Source organism: Sorangium sp. So ce448, assembly GCF_051520915.1.
Lineage (GTDB): Bacteria > Myxococcota_A > Polyangia > Polyangiales > Polyangiaceae > Sorangium > Sorangium cellulosum_B.
The window spans coordinates 9,085,148-9,103,844 of record NZ_CP150343.1; the positions used below are offsets into that span (position 1 = coordinate 9,085,148).

Annotated in this window: 13 protein-coding genes and 2 pseudogenes; 11 read left to right on the forward strand and 4 right to left on the reverse strand. The window is 69.9% G+C overall.

Annotated elements, in window-relative coordinates:
* Positions 1–2 precede the first annotated feature (2 nt).
* The 6 genes and pseudogenes from WMF45_RS34375 to WMF45_RS34400 form a co-directional block, all read left to right on the forward strand.
* Positions 3–1,178 (forward strand): annotated as a pseudogene (locus tag WMF45_RS34375) (glycosyltransferase family 4 protein); the annotation flags it as partial.
* A gap of 53 nt (positions 1,179–1,231) precedes the next feature.
* Positions 1,232–2,749: an oligosaccharide flippase family protein gene (locus tag WMF45_RS34380; RefSeq protein ID WP_437709546.1), complete on the forward strand. Its 1,518-nt coding sequence runs from the start codon at positions 1,232–1,234 to the stop codon at positions 2,747–2,749.
* A complete protein-coding gene (locus tag WMF45_RS34385; protein ID WP_437709548.1) occupies positions 2,746–3,876 on the forward strand; it encodes a glycosyltransferase in 1,131 nt (376 codons plus the stop codon). The genes WMF45_RS34380 and WMF45_RS34385 overlap by 4 nt, the downstream gene beginning before the upstream one ends.
* Positions 3,869–5,113, forward strand: coding sequence for a glycosyltransferase (locus WMF45_RS34390; RefSeq protein WP_437709550.1), 1,245 nt, complete (start codon positions 3,869–3,871; stop codon positions 5,111–5,113). Before WMF45_RS34385 ends, WMF45_RS34390 begins: the two co-directional genes overlap by 8 nt.
* Before the next feature lie 690 nt (positions 5,114–5,803).
* Entirely contained in the window at positions 5,804–6,529 is a 726-nt protein-coding gene (locus WMF45_RS34395) for a class I SAM-dependent methyltransferase (RefSeq protein ID WP_437709552.1), read from the forward strand.
* A gap of 157 nt (positions 6,530–6,686) precedes the next feature.
* A complete protein-coding gene (locus tag WMF45_RS34400) occupies positions 6,687–8,015 on the forward strand; it encodes an ADP-ribosylation family protein (RefSeq protein ID WP_437709554.1) in 1,329 nt (442 codons plus the stop codon).
* 13 nt (positions 8,016–8,028) lie between these two features.
* Here WMF45_RS34400 and WMF45_RS34405 read toward each other — a convergent pair whose 3' ends face one another.
* The gene (locus WMF45_RS34405) at positions 8,029–8,682 is read right to left on the reverse strand and encodes a hypothetical protein (RefSeq protein WP_437709556.1); all 654 of its coding nucleotides are present in this window, start codon (positions 8,680–8,682) and stop codon (positions 8,029–8,031) included.
* A gap of 186 nt (positions 8,683–8,868) precedes the next feature.
* Positions 8,869–9,111, reverse strand: a pseudogene (locus WMF45_RS34410) (hypothetical protein); the annotation flags it as partial.
* Positions 9,112–9,364: 253 nt separating this feature from the next.
* On the opposite strand from WMF45_RS34410, the gene WMF45_RS34415 reads away from it, so the two are divergent.
* Complete coding sequence (locus tag WMF45_RS34415) at positions 9,365–9,865, forward strand: hypothetical protein (protein ID WP_437709558.1); 501 nt, start codon at positions 9,365–9,367, stop codon at positions 9,863–9,865.
* A 128-nt stretch (positions 9,866–9,993) separates the two neighbouring features.
* Positions 9,994–10,359 carry a hypothetical protein gene (locus WMF45_RS34420; protein WP_437709560.1) on the forward strand — a complete coding sequence of 122 codons (366 nt, stop codon included), beginning with the start codon at positions 9,994–9,996 and terminating at the stop codon, positions 10,357–10,359.
* A gap of 7 nt (positions 10,360–10,366) precedes the next feature.
* On the opposite strand, the gene WMF45_RS34425 is transcribed toward WMF45_RS34420, so the two are convergent.
* Complete coding sequence (locus WMF45_RS34425) at positions 10,367–11,014, reverse strand: YkgJ family cysteine cluster protein (protein ID WP_437709562.1); 648 nt, start codon at positions 11,012–11,014, stop codon at positions 10,367–10,369.
* 80 nt (positions 11,015–11,094) lie between these two features.
* On the opposite strand from WMF45_RS34425, the gene WMF45_RS34430 reads away from it, so the two are divergent.
* Positions 11,095–11,823 (forward strand): glutamine amidotransferase, encoded by a 729-nt coding sequence (locus WMF45_RS34430; protein ID WP_437709564.1) that lies wholly within the window; start codon positions 11,095–11,097, stop codon positions 11,821–11,823.
* A 53-nt stretch (positions 11,824–11,876) separates the two neighbouring features.
* Here the strand turns inward: WMF45_RS34430 and WMF45_RS34435 are convergent, their stop codons facing one another.
* Complete coding sequence (locus WMF45_RS34435) at positions 11,877–12,584, reverse strand: TetR/AcrR family transcriptional regulator (protein ID WP_437709566.1); 708 nt, start codon at positions 12,582–12,584, stop codon at positions 11,877–11,879.
* A gap of 352 nt (positions 12,585–12,936) precedes the next feature.
* On the opposite strand from WMF45_RS34435, the gene WMF45_RS34440 reads away from it, so the two are divergent.
* Together WMF45_RS34440 and WMF45_RS34445 are read left to right on the forward strand one after the other, a co-directional pair.
* On the forward strand, positions 12,937–16,545 hold the full coding sequence (locus WMF45_RS34440; protein WP_437709568.1) for a BadF/BadG/BcrA/BcrD ATPase family protein: 3,609 nt from the start codon (positions 12,937–12,939) through the stop codon (positions 16,543–16,545).
* Between the two features lie 71 nt (positions 16,546–16,616).
* A complete protein-coding gene (locus WMF45_RS34445) occupies positions 16,617–18,572 on the forward strand; it encodes a 2-hydroxyglutaryl-CoA dehydratase (protein WP_437709570.1) in 1,956 nt (651 codons plus the stop codon).
* Positions 18,573–18,697: the final 125 nt, after the last annotated feature.

An 18,697-nucleotide genomic window follows, 5' to 3' on the forward strand; every position in this document is an offset into this window, starting at 1 on the left:
AGATGAAAGTCGCAGTAGTGCATGACTGGCTGGTGGCCTACGCCGGTGCGGAACGGGTGCTGGAGCAGATCCTGCGCTGCTATCCGGACGCCGACGTCTTCAGCCTGATCGACTTTGCCGAGGAGCGCGCCTTCCTGCAGGGCCGACCGGTCACCACGTCGTTCATCCAGCGGCTGCCGTTCGCGCGCGAGCGCTATCGCGGCTACCTGCCGCTGATGCCGCTGGCGATCGAGCAGCTCGATGTGTCCGGCTACGACCTCGTGATCTCCAGCTCGCACGCGGTGGCCAAGGGCATACTGACCGGCCCGGACCAGCTCCACGTGAGCTACGTCCACACCCCCATCCGCTACGCGTGGGACCTGCAGCACCAGTACCTGCGCGAGAGCAACCTGCAGTGCGGTCTGCGCTCGGCGCTGGCGCGCATGCTGCTGCACTACATCCGCAACTGGGATACGCGCACGCGCGATGGCGTGGATCACTACATCGCCAACTCGGCGTTCGTGGCGCGGCGCATCCGCAAGATCTACGGGCGGCACGCCAGCGTGATCCACCCGCCCGTGGACGTGGACGCCTTCGTGCCGGGCGGCCCGCACGAGGACTACTACGTCACGGTGTCGCGGCTGGTGCCTTACAAGCGCATGCCGCTGATCGCGGAGGCGTTCCGCGCCATGCCGGACCGCAAGCTCGTGATCGTCGGCGCGGGACCCGAGCTGGACAAGGTGCGCGCCGCCGCCGGCCCCAATGTGCAGGTGCTCGGCCATCAGCCGTTCGAGGCGATGCGCCGCATCATGCAGCACGCGCGCGCGTTCGTGTTCGCGGCCGAGGAGGATTTCGGCATCTCCGTGGTGGAGGCCCAGGCGTGCGGCACCCCGGTCATCGCCTATGGCCGGGGCGGCGCGCTGGAGACCGTGCGTGACGAGACCAGCGCGATGCCGACCGGAGTGTTCTTCGCCGAGCAGAGCGCGCCCTCCATCGTCGATGCGGTGGAGCGGTTCGAGCGCAATGCCGCGCTGTTCCGCCCTGAATCCTGCCGGCTCAACGCCGAGCAGTTCTCCGCCGACAATTTCCGCGAGGCGCTGCTGGGCTTCGTGGCGCGTGCGCAGGCCATCGCGGCCTCGGGCCGCCAGCCGGACCAGCCCGAAGGCGGCCCGGCGCGCGTCGAGGAAGACGCGCGCGGCAAGAACCTGATGTACCGGTGGCGGCCCGCGCTGGCCGCGGAAGCGACGCGGCCATGATGGACGTGACGCTGCGGCGCAACCTGCTGATCAACCTGACCGGATCGGCCCTGCCGACGCTGGTGTCGCTGGTCACGGTGCCGCTGTACATCAAGGTGCTGGGCGTGGAACGCTTCGGCGTGATGGCGCTGGTGTGGGTGCTGGTGGGGTACTTCACGCTGTGCGACTTCGGCATCAGCCTGGCCGGCCAGAAGCACATCGCGCGTGCGCTGGCCGCGGCCGATCGCGAGGACGTCGGGCGCACCTTCTGGAGCGCGCTCTGGACCAACCTGGCCACCGGGCTGCTCGGCGCGGCCATCCTGTGGGCGGTGGCCGGCGCGTACTTCCACTGGGTCACGCATGCGTCGGAGGCGCTGCTGGCCGAGGTGGCGCAGGCGTTACCGTGGATCGCGCTGGTGATCCCGGTGGGCAACGTGGGCGTGGTGTTTGCCGGCGCCATCAGCGCGGCCGAGCGCTTCTCGGTGTTCAACATCAACCAGACCATCGGCACGGTGCTGTTCCAGGTGCTGCCGGTGGCGGCCGCCTTCGTGTTCGCGCCGACGCTGCAGGTGGCGCTGGGCGCCGCGGTCATCGCGCGCGCGATCCTTGCGCTGATGCTCGGCGTGGCGGCGCTGCGCGTGCTGGAGATCCGCACCGTGCAGCCCGCGCAGCGGTCCAGCGTGCGCGGGCTCTTCGGCTACGGCCGCTGGATGCAGCTCACGATGGCCGCGAACATGATCGGCGAATCGCTCGACCGCGTGGTGGTGGGCGCGCTGCAACCGCCGCGCTTCGTCACGTACTACGCGGTGCCGCAGAACCTGGTGTCGCGGCTGAGCCTGCTCTCCGAAGCGCTCTCGCGCACGCTGTTCCCGCGCCTCGCGGCCGCGCCGCGCGAGGAAGCGGTGGAGATCGCCCACCACTCCCTGGGTTTCCTGCAGACGCTGCTCACGCCGGTCACCGTTGGCGCGCTGTTCGTGCTCGAGCCGTTCCTGCACCTGTGGGTGGGTCAGGAGCTGTCCACCAGCTCGGGCGATATCGGCCGGATCATGATCGTCGGTGTGTGGTTTGCCGGACAGACCACCGTGGCGCGCAACCTCATGCTGGCACAAGGCAAGGAGGCAGGCGTGGCGCATGTGTCGATGCTGCTGCTGCCGGCCTTCGCGCTGTTGCTGTGGGGCGGGGTCTACCTGTTCGGCATCCTGGGCGCGGTGATGGCGGCGCTGGTGCGCGGCGTGGTCGAGTATGCGGCGCTGCTGCGGTACTGCGGCATGCGCGCGCGGCCGCTGTTGCGCGAGATGGCGCCGCACCTGGCGTTCGTCCTGGTGGCGCTGGTGGTGGCCTCGCACGTGGAGGGCTGGATACCTTGCCTGGCGGTGGGCACGGCCCTCGCCCTGGGCAACATGGGATGGTCGCTGCACAGCTCGGCCACGTTCCGCGACGTGGCGCAATCGGCCTGGCAGCGGCTGACGCGACGCGCGCGGGATGCCGCCCCGCAGGACGTTGCCACGCAGGCGAACCACGGAGGCAAGACATGAGGATTCTTCACCTGGCCAACCACGCGCTCGACGTCGGCAACGGCATCGTCAACACCATGGTGGACCTCGCGGTCGCGCAGGCCGCCGCCGGGCACGAGGTGGTCATCGCGTCCGCCGAATGCGGGTTTGGCGACTGGCTGGCTGGCACCGGCGTGCGCCACGTCACGCTGCCGCAGCGCAAGCCGCTTGCGTTGCCGCTGGCCGTGCGCGGACTGCGCCGGCTGACGCGCGCGATGGGGCCGGAGATCGTCCATGCGCACATGGTGTCGGGCGCGCTGATCGCCTGGCTGGCGCGGCGTATGGGCGGCGCGCGCTACGGGCTGGTGACCGCGGTCTACAACGAATTCCAGCGCAGCTCGGACCTGATGCGGGTCGGTGACCGCGTGGTGGTCGTCAGCGGCGCCGTGGCGACGTCGATGGTCCGGCGCGGCATTCCGGCGGACAAGATCAGCGTGGTGCGCAACGGCACCATTGGCTCGGCGCGGCTCGCGCGGTGGCCGGTGACCGACATGTCGCTGGCCGGGCCGTCGATCGTCACGGTGTGCGGGCTGTACGCACGCAAGGGCGTGCTGGACCTGATCGCCGCGTTCGCCGATGTGCGCCGCGCGGTGCCGGCGGCGCAGCTCTACCTCGTGGGCAATGGCCCGGACCGTGCCGCTTGCGAGCGACTGGCGCGCGACCTCGGCCTGGCCGATGCCGTGCACCTGCCCGGCTTCGTGCGCGACCAGCGCCAGTGGATGCGGGCCGCCGACGTGTTCGCGCTGGCATCGCATTCGGACGCATTCCCGCTGGTGCTCAGCGAGGCGCGCGAAGCCGGTTGCGCGATCGTGGCCACGGCGGTGGGCGGCGTGCCCGAGGCCCTCGAATACGGCGCGGCCGGCATGCTCGTGCCTGCGCGGCGTCCGCGCCTGATGGGCGAGGCCCTGACGGCCCTGCTGCGTGACCGGGCCCTGCTGGACCGCTGGCGCGCGCGCGCCGCCACGGGCACCGCCTGGCTGCGCGTGGACCGGGTGCAGCGCGAGTATGCCGAGGTCTACGGCGCATTGCTGTCCGGCGCACGCCGGCCGGCGCGCGCCTGCACCGTCGATGTGGCCGATGCCGCGAAGGAGCTGGTGCGCCATGGCTGAGCAGGACCCTCCCGGCATGATGCGCGTGGACTCGACGGCGCATGAGGCCAGCCCGGCGAGCGCGCCCCTGACCGGCGCCCAGCGCGTGCTGTTTGTCGATCAGAGCGGACAGCTCGGCGGCGCGGAGCTGTGCTTGCTCGATATCGCGCGTCATCGGCGCCATGACAGCGAAGTGCTGCTGTTCGACGATGGCCCGTTCCGCGAGCGGCTGGCCGCGCAGGGCGTGCGGGTCAGCGTGGAGGCAAGCGCCGCCGTGCGCGGGCTGCGGCAGCGCGGGCTGGGTACGGGCGCGCTGCGCGGCCTGCTGGCGCTGCCCTCGCTGGTGTGCCGGGTGGCCCGGCGCGCGGCCCGGGCCGACGTGGTCTACGCCAACACGCAGAAGGCCATGGCCGTCTGCGTGCTGGGCAAATGGCTGCACCGCCGGCCCGTGGTCTGGCATCTGCACGATATCGTCGATGCGAGCTTCTTCGGCCGGTCGCAGCGGCTGGCCATCCGCTGGCTGTCGCGCGGCCTCACGCGCGTGGTGGCCAACTCCCACGCGAGCGCCGACGCATTTCGCGCGCTGGCCGGCTCCGCCGTGCCCGTGGACGTGGAGCACAACGGCATCGAGCCGGGGCCGTTCGACGCCGCGTTGCAGCGCGACCGCCTGGCACTGCGCGTGGCCAACGGCCTGCCGGCGGACGGCCTCGTGGTGGGGCTGTTCGGCAGGCTGACGCCGTGGAAGGGGCAGCGCGTGCTGATGGATGCCATCGCGCGCATGCCCGGCGCGACGCTGGTGCTGGTGGGCGCCCCGCTGTTCGGCGAGCACGCCTATGAAGCCGCGCTGCGCACGCGCGCGGCGCAGCCCGATCTCGCTGGCCGCGTGCATTTCCTCGGCTTCCGCGCCGACGTGGCGGAGCTGATGCACTGCATGGACGTGGTGGTGCACGCCTCTGTGTGCGCCGAGCCATTTGGCCGCGTGGTGGTGGAGGGCATGCTGGCCGCACGGCCCGTGGTGGCCACGGCGGCAGGCGGGGTGAAGGAGATCGTCGACCACGGCGAGACCGGCCTGCTGGTGCCGCCCGACGATGCCGGCGCGCTGGCGGCGGCGCTCGCGTCGCTGTCGGACGCCGGCGTGCGCGACGCAATGGGGGCGCGGGCGCGTGCCGCCGCCATGACGCGCTTCTCGCCACAGGCCATGCTCGCGGGCGTGGACCGCATCGTTACCGACGTGGCCCGTGTCGATCGTGGGAAGTGAGCATCCACGTTTTCGTGCACTTGTCTGCGGGCCAGGACGCTGAGGAGTGGACGCGGCGCTGGTCGGCGGGACCCCTGATAGGTATCAACGAACGTACACCTTGCGGTCACGCTCGCGCCGAAGCCCACGGCCGCAACGTGGTGTTCTCTCGGGCGCGCGCCGCGGACCGTCCCATGCGCTCCTAGCGCCGCGAGCCAGAGCTCTTCATGCACAAGCGGCGCGAGCTTGGGCTGAAAGAACTGGGCGACGTCGCGCGCGGAGCGCGCTTCTCTTAAAGCGTGTTCGCGTGCCAGTGGCGTCGAGGACACATAGGGAGCTTATTCATTCGAATCTCCGCAACTTGACAGGAATGTAAAAGCCACATACGCTCCCGAGTGACTGGAGCGTGCGTGCGGGCTGCCCGCCGTATCATCCGTCGCTTGGGGGGCAAACCATGGCTTCGATGGGTGTGGGGCTCATTGTCCCGGTCGAACGTCCTTTGATCACGTTTCCCGTACGGCGATACCCGTGGAAGAACCGGCGCGGCACGCCGAATCACCGGCCATTCTTGCAGGCCGGCGGCGTCGCCGTGGCGAGCACCGTGCTTGCGTGGGGCGGCGGGGGAAGCCCGTGTTCCTATAACAACTCCTCCTGCCCCGGTTCCGTCGAGCAGGCGAACATCCTGTCAGGAGACGCATCTTGACTTCGGCCGTGACCCTCGACCGGTGGACCGCCGCCCAGACCGCCGAGCTTAGCTATTGGCGCGAGCTCGATCTGCGCGAGATCCTGCGCATCTGCGCGGAAAAGCCGGAATTCCTGTCGCTGTTCGACGACGCGACGCAGCGCGACCTTCTGTACGGCAAGGATGTGCTGGAGGTGGGCTGCGGCCCCCTGGGCGTGAGTGTGGTGTCGTTCAGTCGTCACAAGACCGGGGTGCGCCGGCTGGTCAAGGTCGATCCCCTGCCCCGCCTGCCTATGCGCGAGACTCGGCTGGTCGTGGACACCTGGGCTGCCCCTTTCCTGACCTGGGTCGAGGGTCTTGCGGCCGAGGGCGAGTACGTCCAGACGCCGGGCGAAGATCTGGGCTTCGAGGCCTGTTTCGACACGGTGGTCACCTACAACGTGCTCGACCATGTTCGCGAGCCGCTGACCATCCTGCGCAACGCGGCGCGGGCGCTGCGTCCGGGCGGCAAGCTGCTGGTCGGCGTCGACTGTCTATCGCTGGTCGGGCGCTGGCGCTTCGAGCTGCTGACGCGGCAGATCCACAAGGGCAGCATCCTGGTCGAGGCCCACCCGCACACGTTCCTGCCCAGCACGGTGGGTCGGATGATCGAAAGCGCGGGCTTCCGCCTCAATGCCATAGCCGGAGTGCCGGGGCTGCTGCGGCGGCTTGCCGGTCGCCACTCACGTCCGGCCTTCCTCGCCACCAGGCTGTAAAAAACGCGCTCGCCACCACGAGATCGTGGGGTTCGGTATCGAGGATGGCGGATCCGAGAGTTCAATTCTGAAGCGTGCCGCCGCTCCTGCTGACCGACCACGACGGAGGGCGCGCCGGCACCGCCCGCGCGTGGCTTCGCGTAGGCCGGCGAACGCCATGAGCAACCCCGAGATCGAGGCAGCGCTCGCGCTCGCGCACGAGCGCTGGGAGAAGATGTTCCCCGTCGAGGACGAGCGCGCCAGGCTCGCGAGCTGGGACCCGCCGTACTTCGCGCCGGGGCTCGGCCTCGTCGCGGAGTTCAGCCTCTTCGAGGCGCGCACGAACCGAGGGCCGTCCGGCGAGCTGATCGTCGTGCCGCTCGCGCGGATGGGCGAGCCCGCGGCGGCGCTCGACGAGCTCGCCGCGACGCTCGACGGGCTCAGGTCCCGCGGCGTCTCCTCGCAGCTCGACGCGCCGCTCGAGGCGACGGTGGGCCTCGCGCCGGCGCGCTACAGCGCGGACATGTTCGCGACCGACGAGCTCGGGGCGCGCCGCCGCGCCGAGGCGCTCGCGTCGATGAACGCCCGCTTCGAGGCCGTGGCCGCGCGAATGAACGAGGTCTATGGCCTGCGGCTGCCGCGCTACCTCGCGACCTTCGCGGCGTTCTGGCGCAGCCTCGACGCGATGGAGCGGCAGGGGATGAGCGATCTCGGGCGATCGCCGGGTGGGATCATGATCTGGTTCGAGGACGGCGGGCTCGAGCGGAAGACGCGCGGCGGGCTCGACCCGCGCCTCGAGTGCCGGTTCCGCGCCGACCCGCCCGAGCTGGTCACCGTGATGTGGGGCGACACCGACGGGCTGCACCATGGCCTGTGGTACGACGACCCCGCGGATCCACCGACGTGCATCGCGCACAATTACGCCCGCGACTCCGCGGAGACCTGGAGAGACAGCGAGCCCACGCCCCTCGCGGTGCTCGCTGCCCGCGCGCGCGAGCGCGAGCGCATCTCGGGCCCTTACGAGGAGGAGCCGGCGCCGCTGCAGGTGTACGCCGCGCTCGCCGCCATCGAATGGTTCGAGGAGGCCGACCGCGAGGCCCTCGCCGAGGATCCGCCCGCGCAACGCTGGCTCGATGCGGACCGCATCCCGACCCTCGGCACGTTCGGGCCCGCGCTGCCGCCCGGCGCCGGGAGCATCCGCGTGGGCTCGCCCGATGAGCGCGTGAAGGCGTGGAAGACGCAGCCGCCGCGCGTGCAGACGTGGATCGAGTCGGCGAAGCGCGATTGCGCCGAGGGGCGGCCCGCGGCGGCGCTGACGTTCGGGCTCGACCTGCACTGGCTCGGTACGGACGAGCACCGCGACGCCGCGCTCGAGCTGCTGGTGATGGCGTATGAGAAGCTCGGGCGGCGCGCGCACGCGGAGACCGTGAAGGTGCATTATGCGCACCGCGATCTCCGGAGCGTGAGCGTGTTCCTCGGGCCGGGCGAGGAGGACGGCGGACCTTAGCGCTGTGAGCGGCTCAGACGCCGTGATTGCCCGTACCGTGCAGGCCCCGCGCGGGGGCGCGCAGCGCGGGATCGTCGCCCGAGAGCTGGGGCAGCATCGCGACGAACGCCCACTCCTGCACACCCGAGTCGTCGAACGTCAGGTGAACGCGGTCGCCGTCGCGCTCGAACGTGATGATGAACAGCGCACCGTCGAGCACGGCGTCGTCCGACGTCATCGTGAACTGCTCCTCGAAGTCCTCCTCGACGAGGAACTCGCCCGACGCCGCCGCGCGAGCCTGCGGATCGTCCACGCGCACCACCAGCTGCGGCAGGTCGGTGCAGTGCACCGCGCCGAGCCCGCGCAGCAGCACCGCACGCAGCCACGCGCCGCCGAGATCGAAGCCGCCGCCCCAGAAGAACACCAGGCGATCGACGCTGAGCACGTTCGCCTCGTCGCCGAACAGGCCCTTGAGCAGGAACCGCGACGTCGCGTCGCCCGGCCACGGCACGCCGTGCCGCCGGCCAAACTCGACAAGCGGCGCGGGCACGGCGCCCTCGCTCCACGGCGCGTCGGCGGTCTTCTCGTAGGTGACGTAGTCCGCGACGAGCCGCCGCAGCTCCGCCGCGGCCTGCTCCGCCGCGGCGGCCGTCGAGAACTCCGCTGCCTGCATCACGACGTGGCTCATGTGTGCAGTGTATGCGATTCCGCGGGGCGACGGCGAGGAAGCCTTCGATTCAGGCGAAGACCATCACGGAAGGGAAGGACCGTGATGAAGCAGGGACCGGAGACCCCTGATTCCGGTCGCGTCGTGCACGGGTACCCCGCTGCTCGTGCCGGAACAAGCGGAGTCCTGGCGGGTGCGCCCCGCGTCGCGGGCGCGGTACTCGGCGATCATCTCCTTCGTCACGTCGCGATCATAACAGAGAGGCGCCGCGCCTCCCGGCCGCGAGTAAGCGCTGCGCTTGCCGCATTGTCTGCCCGCTCGATCGGTATCGTAAGGACACGGGCAGCTCCCGCTGTACGCCGCTCGTGACTCGGCGATGAGAGCCTTCCGGATCGCGGCGTCGGTCTTCGGCGCATCTGCCCTGGCCGAGGACGCCGCGAACATCGCCATTCCAACGACGAGCCAGTACCCAAGCCGCATCACCTGGCATCGTACCGACCCTCCGGAACCTCACAACATGTTCTTTCGTTCATGTGCCCCCGTGTGTTCCCATCGGTCGAGCGGCTCCCTCGTGGCCACTCTTCGCCGTGTTCTTCGCCAGGTTCGCGTAGAATCGAGCGGAGTGGACAGATCGTCGATGGCACGGAGACCTCTCAGCGACGCACCGCAGCGGTCGCTCACCCAGGCGGGTGAGCAGCACCCGTTGCGCGCGAGCTGTCAGGTCGTCGAGGCGACAGCGGATGTCGCGGTAGGCTACTGGAGCTCCCTGGCCACCGCGGTCTGGATAAAGACGACCCACCCGCACCACGCCGCCTCCCTGAAGGCGGCGATCATGGGGGCGCAGGCAAGCTCCCCGTCCCGCAAGGTGTGGCTGCTGCAGATCGTGACCCCTGAGGCCATCGTACCCGACACGCGCAGCCGCAGCGCCCTCGCCGCGATGTTGGGTTCGGTGGATGGCATCGTGTCCCACTCGGCGGTGATCCACATCGGGTCGGGCTTTCGCGCGTCCCTCGTGCGCAGCATCGTCACGGGGCTCAACGCCCTGGGACGCCAGCAGTTTCCACATCGTGTCTTCGCCAGCATCGAGGAAGGCGTCGCCTGGCTGGCCACCCACGGCCTGCCGGACGGGGCGGCCGCCCATCACGACCTCTCGGCGTTCCATGAGGCCGCGGTGGCGGGCCAGCTCACGAGCGTTCGGACGTGAGCTCCCGGCCCAGGACATCGTGGCACCGAGCCTCGCGTCCCCGCGTGTCCTCGGCGCCACCTCCGCGACCGATAGAGGAGCTTCTCCTCGTCTTGACGGGCGCGCCGCGACCAGGGATCCTCGCCGGCATGCGTCTCGCCGCGTTCGGGGTGATCCTGTTGCTCGTGGGCGACGCGCACGCCGAGTCGACGGCGCCGGCGCCCGCCGTCGACACCACCCGGCGCGACGTGGGCACCGGCCTCTCCGTGGGCGGACTGGTCCTCGGTTCCGTCGGAGCGGGCATGTACTTCCTCACCCGACCGCGCGGCGAAGATTCCTGCGGTTGCGCGTCCCGCGCATGGGTGTTTCCCACCGTGCTCATGAGCGTCGGAGGCGCGATGACCCTCACGGGTGTACCGCTCTGGATCACGGGTCAGATGAAGATCGATCGCACAACGACCCAGGCCGAGCTGCAGCTCGGTCCGCTCGGCGGAAGCGTCCGGCTCCTGTTTTGAAGCGCGCTCACGGCTCCGCGGGCGCCCCGTCCCGTATCCCGAGCGTCTCCTCGCGCGCCGACAGGCACGCCTCGCTCCCCACGACGAACGCGCGGCAGTTGTCCGGCCTGATCTCGTAGATGGCGCAGCGCAGGTCCTCGCAGAGGTGCTGGCATCGCCCGCTCGCCGCGAAGCGCAGCGTGATCTTGCCGTCCCGCGCCCGCCGCACGTAGGCGCGCCCCGTGAGGTCGCCGCGCCCGGCGCCCCGGAAGCGCGCGAGGTCCACCTCGTCGAGCAGCACGTTGGCGTCGTGGCAGCAGGCGCCGCACGAAAGGCAGTCGAGCGCCACCTCGCGGATCGCCCCCGGGTGCGTGCTGTCGCGCTCGCACCAGTCGAGGACCGAGCCCTCGTACTGCCGCTTCACCCGCGCCGTCGCGAGCCCCTTGGCCGGCCCCTCGCCCACGCGGCGAAAGCGCTGCTGCTCGATCGACAGGAGCGACCACAGCCCGAGCTCCGTGAGCTTCCCGTCCTCGCCGATGGAGAGCAGGAGGTCGACCCGCTCGTCCGGCAGCACGATGGCCGCGTGCCCGCCGGCCCTCACGTGCGCCGCTGCGCGGCTCAGGAAACGCGGGCGAAACCGGCGCCAGATGGGGCGAGACACGACGTATGCGGACATCGGGGCGCATCTTCGCGCCCCGGCCCCCCGCTGCCAAGCCCCGCCCTCGCCCGGCGGCGGCGCTGCGCTATGTTGGAAGGGTGCGACATCGCAAGAAGATCGTCATCGTGAAGACCGGTGAGCCCGTCCCCCCGGTCCTCGAGCGACGCGGCCAGTTCGCCGACCTGATCGAGCAGACGATCGGCGCCGGCTGGAGCGGCGGATACGCCACCGTCGACGCCCGCACGGACGAGCTCCCCGCTCACGGCGCCCCCGAGACCGCCGCCTTCGTCGTCACCGGCTCGTCGGCCAACGTCCCCCACCGCGAGCCCTGGATGCTCCGCTGCGAGGCGTGGCTGCGCGGCGTCGTGCACGCCGGCACCCCCACGTTCGGCATCTGCTTCGGCCACCAGATCCTCGCCCAGGCCCTCGGCGGCGAGGTCGTCCGCAACCCGCGCGGCCGCGAGATCGGCAGGATCCGCGTCCAGCGCCGCGCCGACGACCCCCTCTTCGACGGCCTGCCGTCGAGCTTCGAGACACACGCGACCCACGTCGACACGGTCGGCACGCTGCCCGAGGGCGCCACGAGCCTCGCGTTCACCGAGCTCGACGACCACCAGGTCATCCGCTTCACGAGCACGTGTTACGGCGTGCAGTTCCACCCCGAGATGGACCACGACGTCATCGCCGGCTACATCGCGTGGCGGAGCGAGATCTTGCAGGCCGAGGGCCGCGACGTCCCGGCGCTCCTCGCCCCCATCGCGCCGGATCAGCTCGGCACACGGACGCTGCACAATTTCATCCGGCACGTGGTCGTGCGCGGCGCCTGATCCCTACGCCGCCGGCCTGACCTGGGTAGTCCCCGCCCTGACTGACGCGCCGGTCAGTCGCCTCTCGACCTGGCCCGCCGGCCGCGCGGCGGGCTCACCCGCTCCGGCGCCTCGCCGGGGGCGTCCCCCGCCGCGGGCGCGGCGCGCTCGGCCTCCGGGCCCCTCGCCGCGAGCCCGGCCGCGGGGTCCATCCGGAGGTAGCCGCGCCGCAGGAAATCGTGCAGCGCCGTCACGATCCGCTCGCGCGGGCGGGCCTGCTCCTCGAGGGCGTTCTCGAACAGCACCTCCTTCAGCGCGCCGATCGTGAACGTCGCGTAGAGCTCGGTGTCCCCCGGCTCGATGACGCCGAGCCGCTGCCCCTCCGCGAGGCTCTGCTGCAGCAGGAGCTTCACCTCCTGGCGGAACGCCCGCAGCTCCTTGACGAACGCCGGGTCGAGCCCGGCCGCGTGCGACAGGAGGATGCTCGTCAGCGCCGGATCGTCGAGCAGGACGGCCACGATCGCGCGGATGTTGTGCTTGACCTGCGCCTCGACGTCCGCCGACGGGTCCACGCGCAGGATGGCGCCGCCGAGCCGCGAGAAGAGGCCGCGCACGAGCTCGCCGAACACCGAGCGCTTGTCGGGGAAGTACAGGTAGAACGTCCCCTTCGCGACCTTCGCGAGCGCGACGATGTCGTCGACCTTCGCCTCGTGATACCCCTTCTCGGAAAACACGGTTCGCGCGGCGCGGAGGAGCGCCTGGCGGCGCTCGGCCTTGTCCATGGGCCGGTCGCTTTACCATCACCGGCCCGCCATCTGGGGACCGATGTCTCCCCTCCGGCGTCGAGCAGGCCCGCCGCCCGAAAAGATCCGGAAAGTTCGCGGCACAGCGCACGACACGCGGACGCCGGGGGGCACCACGCGCCATCAGACGCAACCAGACGCAACCGAGCGCGGCGTCGGAACCTTGCACCCTGGACGCAGCGATGGCCCGAGATGGCCGGTAAACGACGTGGCGCGGCGACCAAGACGCACCGGATTGCTTGATTTCCCATACATCCCGTTGTAGCCATCACGACTGACCAGCCAGTCAGTCGGACGCTGGGGACCGGCGACGGCGGTGGGAGGAGCCCCGATGGGAAGGCAGATCCAGGAACCGGTCGTGGTCGGCATCGACGTCGGCTCGACGACGGTGAAGGCCGTCGTGCTCGATCCGCAGACGCTCGAGATTCTCTGGAGCGACTACCAGCGGCATCAGACGAAGCAGCCGGAGAAGGTGCTCGAGCTCCTCGAGACCATCGAGGCGTCGTTCCCCGCTTCGCCGAGGGACAGCTGGCGGGTGTTCATGACGGGCTCCGGCGCCGCGCCCCTCTGCGCTGGCCTGGGCGCGAAGTTCGTCCAGGAGGTCAACGCGGTCACGCTCGCTGTCGAGAACCTGCACCCGGACGTGGGCAGCGTCATCGAGCTCGGCGGGCAGGACGCCAAGATCATCATCTTCCAGCGGGATGAGAAGACGGGCGACAAGACCGCCGCGCCGTCGATGAACGACAAGTGCGCCTCCGGCACGGGCGCCACCATCGACAAGTGCATGATCAAGGTGGGCCTCCCTTCGACGGAGGTGGTGAAGATCCACTTCGACGACTCGAAGCTCCACCACGTCGCCGCGAAGTGCGGCGTCTTCGCCGAGACGGACATCGTGAACCTCGTGAAGAGCGGCATCCCCTCGACGGAGATCCTCTGCTCTCTCGCCGACGCGATCGTCCTCCAGAACCTGTCGGTGCTGACGCGCGGCTCGACGCTGAAGCACAAGGTGATCCTGCTCGGCGGCCCCAACACCTACCTCCCCTTCCTCCAGGAGTGCTGGCGCAAGCGGATCCCCGAGACCTGGGACGAGCGCGGCTACGACTGGCCGAAGGACCAGCCGGTCGAGGAGACGATCTTCGTCCCGGAGAACGCGCAGTACTACGCGGCGTTCGGCGCGTGCGTCTACGGGCTCAAGGAGGCGCCGGAGGTCGGCCGCTACGCCGGCAAGTCGGGGCTCATCGAGTACATGACGAACGGCAGGAAGGCCCGGCTCGGCGAGAGCGCGGGCCCGCCGCTCGTGAAGACCCGGGACGAGGTCGACGAGTTCCGGAAGCTCTACAGCATCCCGCGGTTCACGCCGATGAAGCTCGAGCCCGGCCAGGTGGTGCGCGGGGTCATCGGCCTCGACGGCGGCTCCACCTCGTCGAAGGCGGTGCTCATCGACGAGGACGGGAACATCGTCTGCAAGGCCTACCAGCTCTCCAAGGGCAACCCGATCCAGGACGCGAAGGAGCTGCTCGCCCAGCTCCGGCAGTACGTGCTCGATCAGGGCGCGACGCTCGAGGTGCTCGGCTTCGGCGGCACCGGGTACGCGGCCGACGTGCTCCAGGAGTGCATGCGCGCCGACGTCAACATCGTCGAGACCGTCGCCCACATGATGAGCGCGGTGAAGTTCTTCGGCGACGTCGACGTCATCTGCGATATCGGCGGACAGGACATCAAGGTCCTGTTCATGAAGAACGGCGATATCGCGAACTTCCGCCTCTCCAACTCGTGCTCTGCGGGCAACGGCATGTTGCTCCAGGCGATGGCCGACCAGTTCGGCCTGAAGGTGACCGAGTACGCCGACACGGCGTTCGGCGCCGAGCTCGCGCCGAAGTTCAGCTACGGCTGCGCCGTCTTCCTCGACACGGACCGCGTGAACTTCCAGAAGGAGGGCTTCTCGAAGGAGGAGCTGCTCGCCGGGCTCGCCCAGGTGCTGCCGAAGAACGTGTGGCAGTACGTCGTGCAGATCCCGCGGCTCGCGGCGCTCGGCACGCGCTACGTGCTGCAGGGCGGCACGCAGTACAACCTCGCGGCGGTCAAGGCGCAGGTCGATTACATCAAGGAGCGCGTCCCCGGCGCCGAGGTGTTCGTCCACCCGCACACCGGCGAGGCCGGCGCGCTCGGCGCCGCGTTCGAGACGCTCCGGGTGGTGAAGCGCAAGGGCCGGTCGACGTTCATCGGGATCGACGCGGCGATCGCCCTCGAATACACCACGAAGAACGACGAGGAGACGGTCTGCCACTTCTGCCCGAACGAGTGCAAGCGGACCTTCATCGACACGAAGCGGCCTGACGGGACGACGAGCCGCTACATCTCGGGCTTCTCGTGCGAGAAGGGCACCGTCGAGAGCGAGCAGGCGATGCTCGCGCTCGTCGCCGAGCGGAAGAAGATCGCGAAGCAGTTCCCGAACCTCGTCGACTACGAGTCGAAGCTCGCCTTCCGGCACTTCTACGGCACGGCGCCGCTCCCGGAGGAAGGCGCGCCGGTGAAGGACACGGTCGTCAAGAAGGGCTTCCTCGGCATCCGCCGGGTGGAGACGACGCGCCCGTTCCGGCGGAGCGGCATCGAGGTGCGGGAGCGCCTCCGCCGCGTCCGCATCGGCATCCCGCGCGTCCTCAACATCTACTCGACCGGCCCGTATTACCGCGCCTACTTCGAGGCGCTCGGCGTCCCCAAGCAGAACGTCGTCTTCAGCGACGCGACGAGCGAGGAGATGTGGGTCGAGGGCGGCAAGTACGGCTCCATCGATCCGTGCTTCCCGTCCAAGGTGGCGCAGGCCCACGTCCACAACCTGCTCTTCCACCACCACAGCGACGAGAAGAAGCTCAATTACATCTTCTTCCCCATCCTCACCCATGTGCCGAGCTTCGGCGAAGGGGTGATGGACAAGACGAGCTGCCCCATCGTCGCGGGCGTGCCGGACGTCATGAAGGCGGCCTTCACGAAGGAGGTCGACTTCTTCAAGACGCGCGGCATCGAGTACCTCGACCCCGCGCTCACGTTCTCCGAGATGACGCTGACGGCGCGCCGGATGTTCGAGACCTGGGGCCCGCGGCTCGGCATCACCGAGGACGAGAGCGATCACGCGCACCGCGAGGGGATGCGGGCGCTCTCGCAGTTCGAGCGCGACCTCCAGGACAAGGGGCGGGCCATCCTCGAGACGGTCGAGTCCGAGAACCGGGTGGCCATCCTGATGATCGGGCGGCCGTACCACTCCGACCCGGGCCTGAACCACGGCATTCCGGAGGAGTTCCAGGTGCTCGGCTATCCGATCCTCTCGGTGCGGTCGATCCCGCGCGACATGGAGTACCTCGCGCGGTACTTCAAGGACGAGATCGCGACGGGCCAGCACCCGCTCGACATCAACGACGTCTGGCCGGAGAACTACTCGGCCAACAGCGCGCAGAAGGTCTGGGCGGCCAAGTTCGCCGCCCGGCACCCGAACGTCGTCCTGCTCGATCTCTCGAGCTTCAAGTGCGGCCACGACGCGCCGACGTACGGGATCATCGACAGCATCGTGAGCTCGAGCGCGACGCCGTACGCGGCGCTGCACGACATCGACGCCAACAAGCCGGGCGGCTCGATCAAGATCCGCGTGAAGACCTACGCGCACAGCCTCAAGCTGCACGAGGAGGCGCTCGAGGACGCGGCGAAGAAGAAGGCGCAGCTGGTCCAGCGCATCGAGGAGAAGCGGCTCGAGCTGCTCCAGCTGAAGCGCGACCAGCAGGCGGCGCGCAAGATCACGGATCCCGCGCTCGAGCGGGAGATCGCGGCGCTCGCCGAGAAGGTCCGGAGCTACGTCGCGCCGGTCTCGCCGCCCGAGGCGCAGAAGACGGGCCTCGTGCAGCTCAAGAAGAAGCAGTCCGACGGGACCGTCGTCCCCCTGGAAGCCTGAACCACGTCGAAGGTCGAGGGGGGGACGGCGGGGCCGCCCCTTCCAGCATCCAAGCGAAGGGAAGCCACGCCATGCAACATACGAGCACGACGAGCACGACCACCACGCAGAAGACGCGCCTTCCTCTGGTGGGCGAGGCGCGATCCAACAAGACCGACGTCGACATCGAGGCGGAGCTCAGGGCGTTCGAGGAGGCCGAGCGGGAGCGGCTCGGCCTCAAGGCCGAGCGGCGCCAGTGGGTCGACAACATGCTCAAGCCGAAGATGACCAAGAAGGAGCGCGAGAACGTGACGCTCCTCATCAGCGGCCTCACCGCCGCGCAGGACTTCCTGTGCGAGGGCGCGCTGAAGGGCCTCGGCTACAACGTCCACTACTTCGGGATGAGCGACAGCGCGGGCCTGCAGACGGGCAAGGAGTTCGGCAACCGCGGCCAGTGCAACCCGACGTACTTCACGGTCGGCGGCCTCGTGAAGTACCTCATCGACCTGCGCGACAAGCAGGGGATGTCGACCGAGGACATCATCAAGAACTACGTCTTCCTGACGGCGGGCGCGTGCGGGCCCTGTCGGTTCGGCATGTACGTGACCGAGTACAGGAAGGCGCTCCGCGACGCCGGCTTCGACGGCTTCCGGGTCATGCTGTTCCAGCAGACCGGCGGGCTCTCGCAGGCGACGGGCGACGACGTCGGGCTCGAGATGAACCCCGCGTTCTTCATCGCGATCATCAAGGCCATCGTCTGCGGCGACACGCTGAACGCGCTGGGCTACCGGATCCGGCCTTACGAGGTCGAGCCGGGCGCGACGAACCGCGCGATGGAGAACGCGAAGCGCATCCTCTACAAGGCGCTTTTCGAGCAGACGAACGTGTTCAAGGCGCTCTACGAGGCGCGCAAGGAGTTCGAGAGCGTCCAGGTGGACAAGCTCCGGCCCAAGGCGAAGACGTCGATCATCGGCGAGTTCTGGGCGATGACGACCGAGGGCGACGGCAACTACGCCCTGCAGAAGTTCCTCGAGAGCGAGGGCGGCGAGAACGACATCCAGCTCACGACGGCGTGGCTGCTCTACAACATCTGGGAGTGCGCCCGAGACACCCGCGAGCGGCGCGACCTGCGCGGCGCCGATGAGGGCAATTACGGCCTCGCCAGCCTGGACGAGTTCGGCGTGGCGAAGCGCCTCGCGACGATGCGCCTCGCCGAGGGCGCGCTGCGCGTCGGCTTCCAGGCGTTCGCGCTGCCGCTCGGCCTGCTCGACTACCACCTTCCGGACATGGAGCTCGTGGCGGAGGTGGCGAAGGACTACTACTCGAACGACCTCCGCGGCGGCGAGGGGCACATGGAGGTCGGCAAGCTCATCGTGAACGCCGTGAAGTCGAAGGCGCACGTGACGGTGAGCGTGAAGCCGTTCGGCTGCATGCCCTCCTCGGGCGTCTCCGACGGCGTCCAGTCGCTGATCACGTCGCGCTACCCCGGGACGATCTTCTGCGCGGTGGAGACGAGCGGCGACGGCGCGACGAACTTCTACTCGCGCATCCAGATGTACATGTTCAAGGCGCGCATCCTGGCCGAGCAGGAGCTCACCCGCGCCTACGAGGAGGCCGGCGTCACGGAGGCCGAGGTCCGCGCGTTCCTCGCGAGGAACCCGAAGTACGCGAGCCCGCTCCACCACCCGCCGCACCGCGTCGCCGGCTCGGCCGCCAACCTTGTCTACGAGGTGGCGCCGCTCATCAAGCAGACGGCCGCCGAGCGCGCCGTGGGCAAGGCCAGGGCGGCGGCGGGCGCGCTCCGCGACGCCGTGATGGCCGCCCCGGCCAAGGCGAAGGCGGCCAAGGAGTTCCTCACGGACCCGGAGACGCTCGCCCGGGCCCGCGAGGACGTCGCGCTGATCCGCGACATCGTCGGCGGCAAGGCCGCGGAGCGGTTCAGCCCGCTGGTCAAGCGCCTGGCCGGCAAGGCGTACTTCGAGAACAACCCCGAGGTGAGCCACGTGAGCCACGGGGCGAACAGCGTGGAGCCCATCGCCGCCGAGTAACGCGGACGAGGCGGACGCCGCCGGGCGAGCTGCGCCCGGCGGCCCCCTCAAACTCTCCGCGCCTCTCCGCGATCGGCGCGCTGCGCCGCCCCGCCCCGCCCGCCGCGCGCCGTCCGGCCGCGACG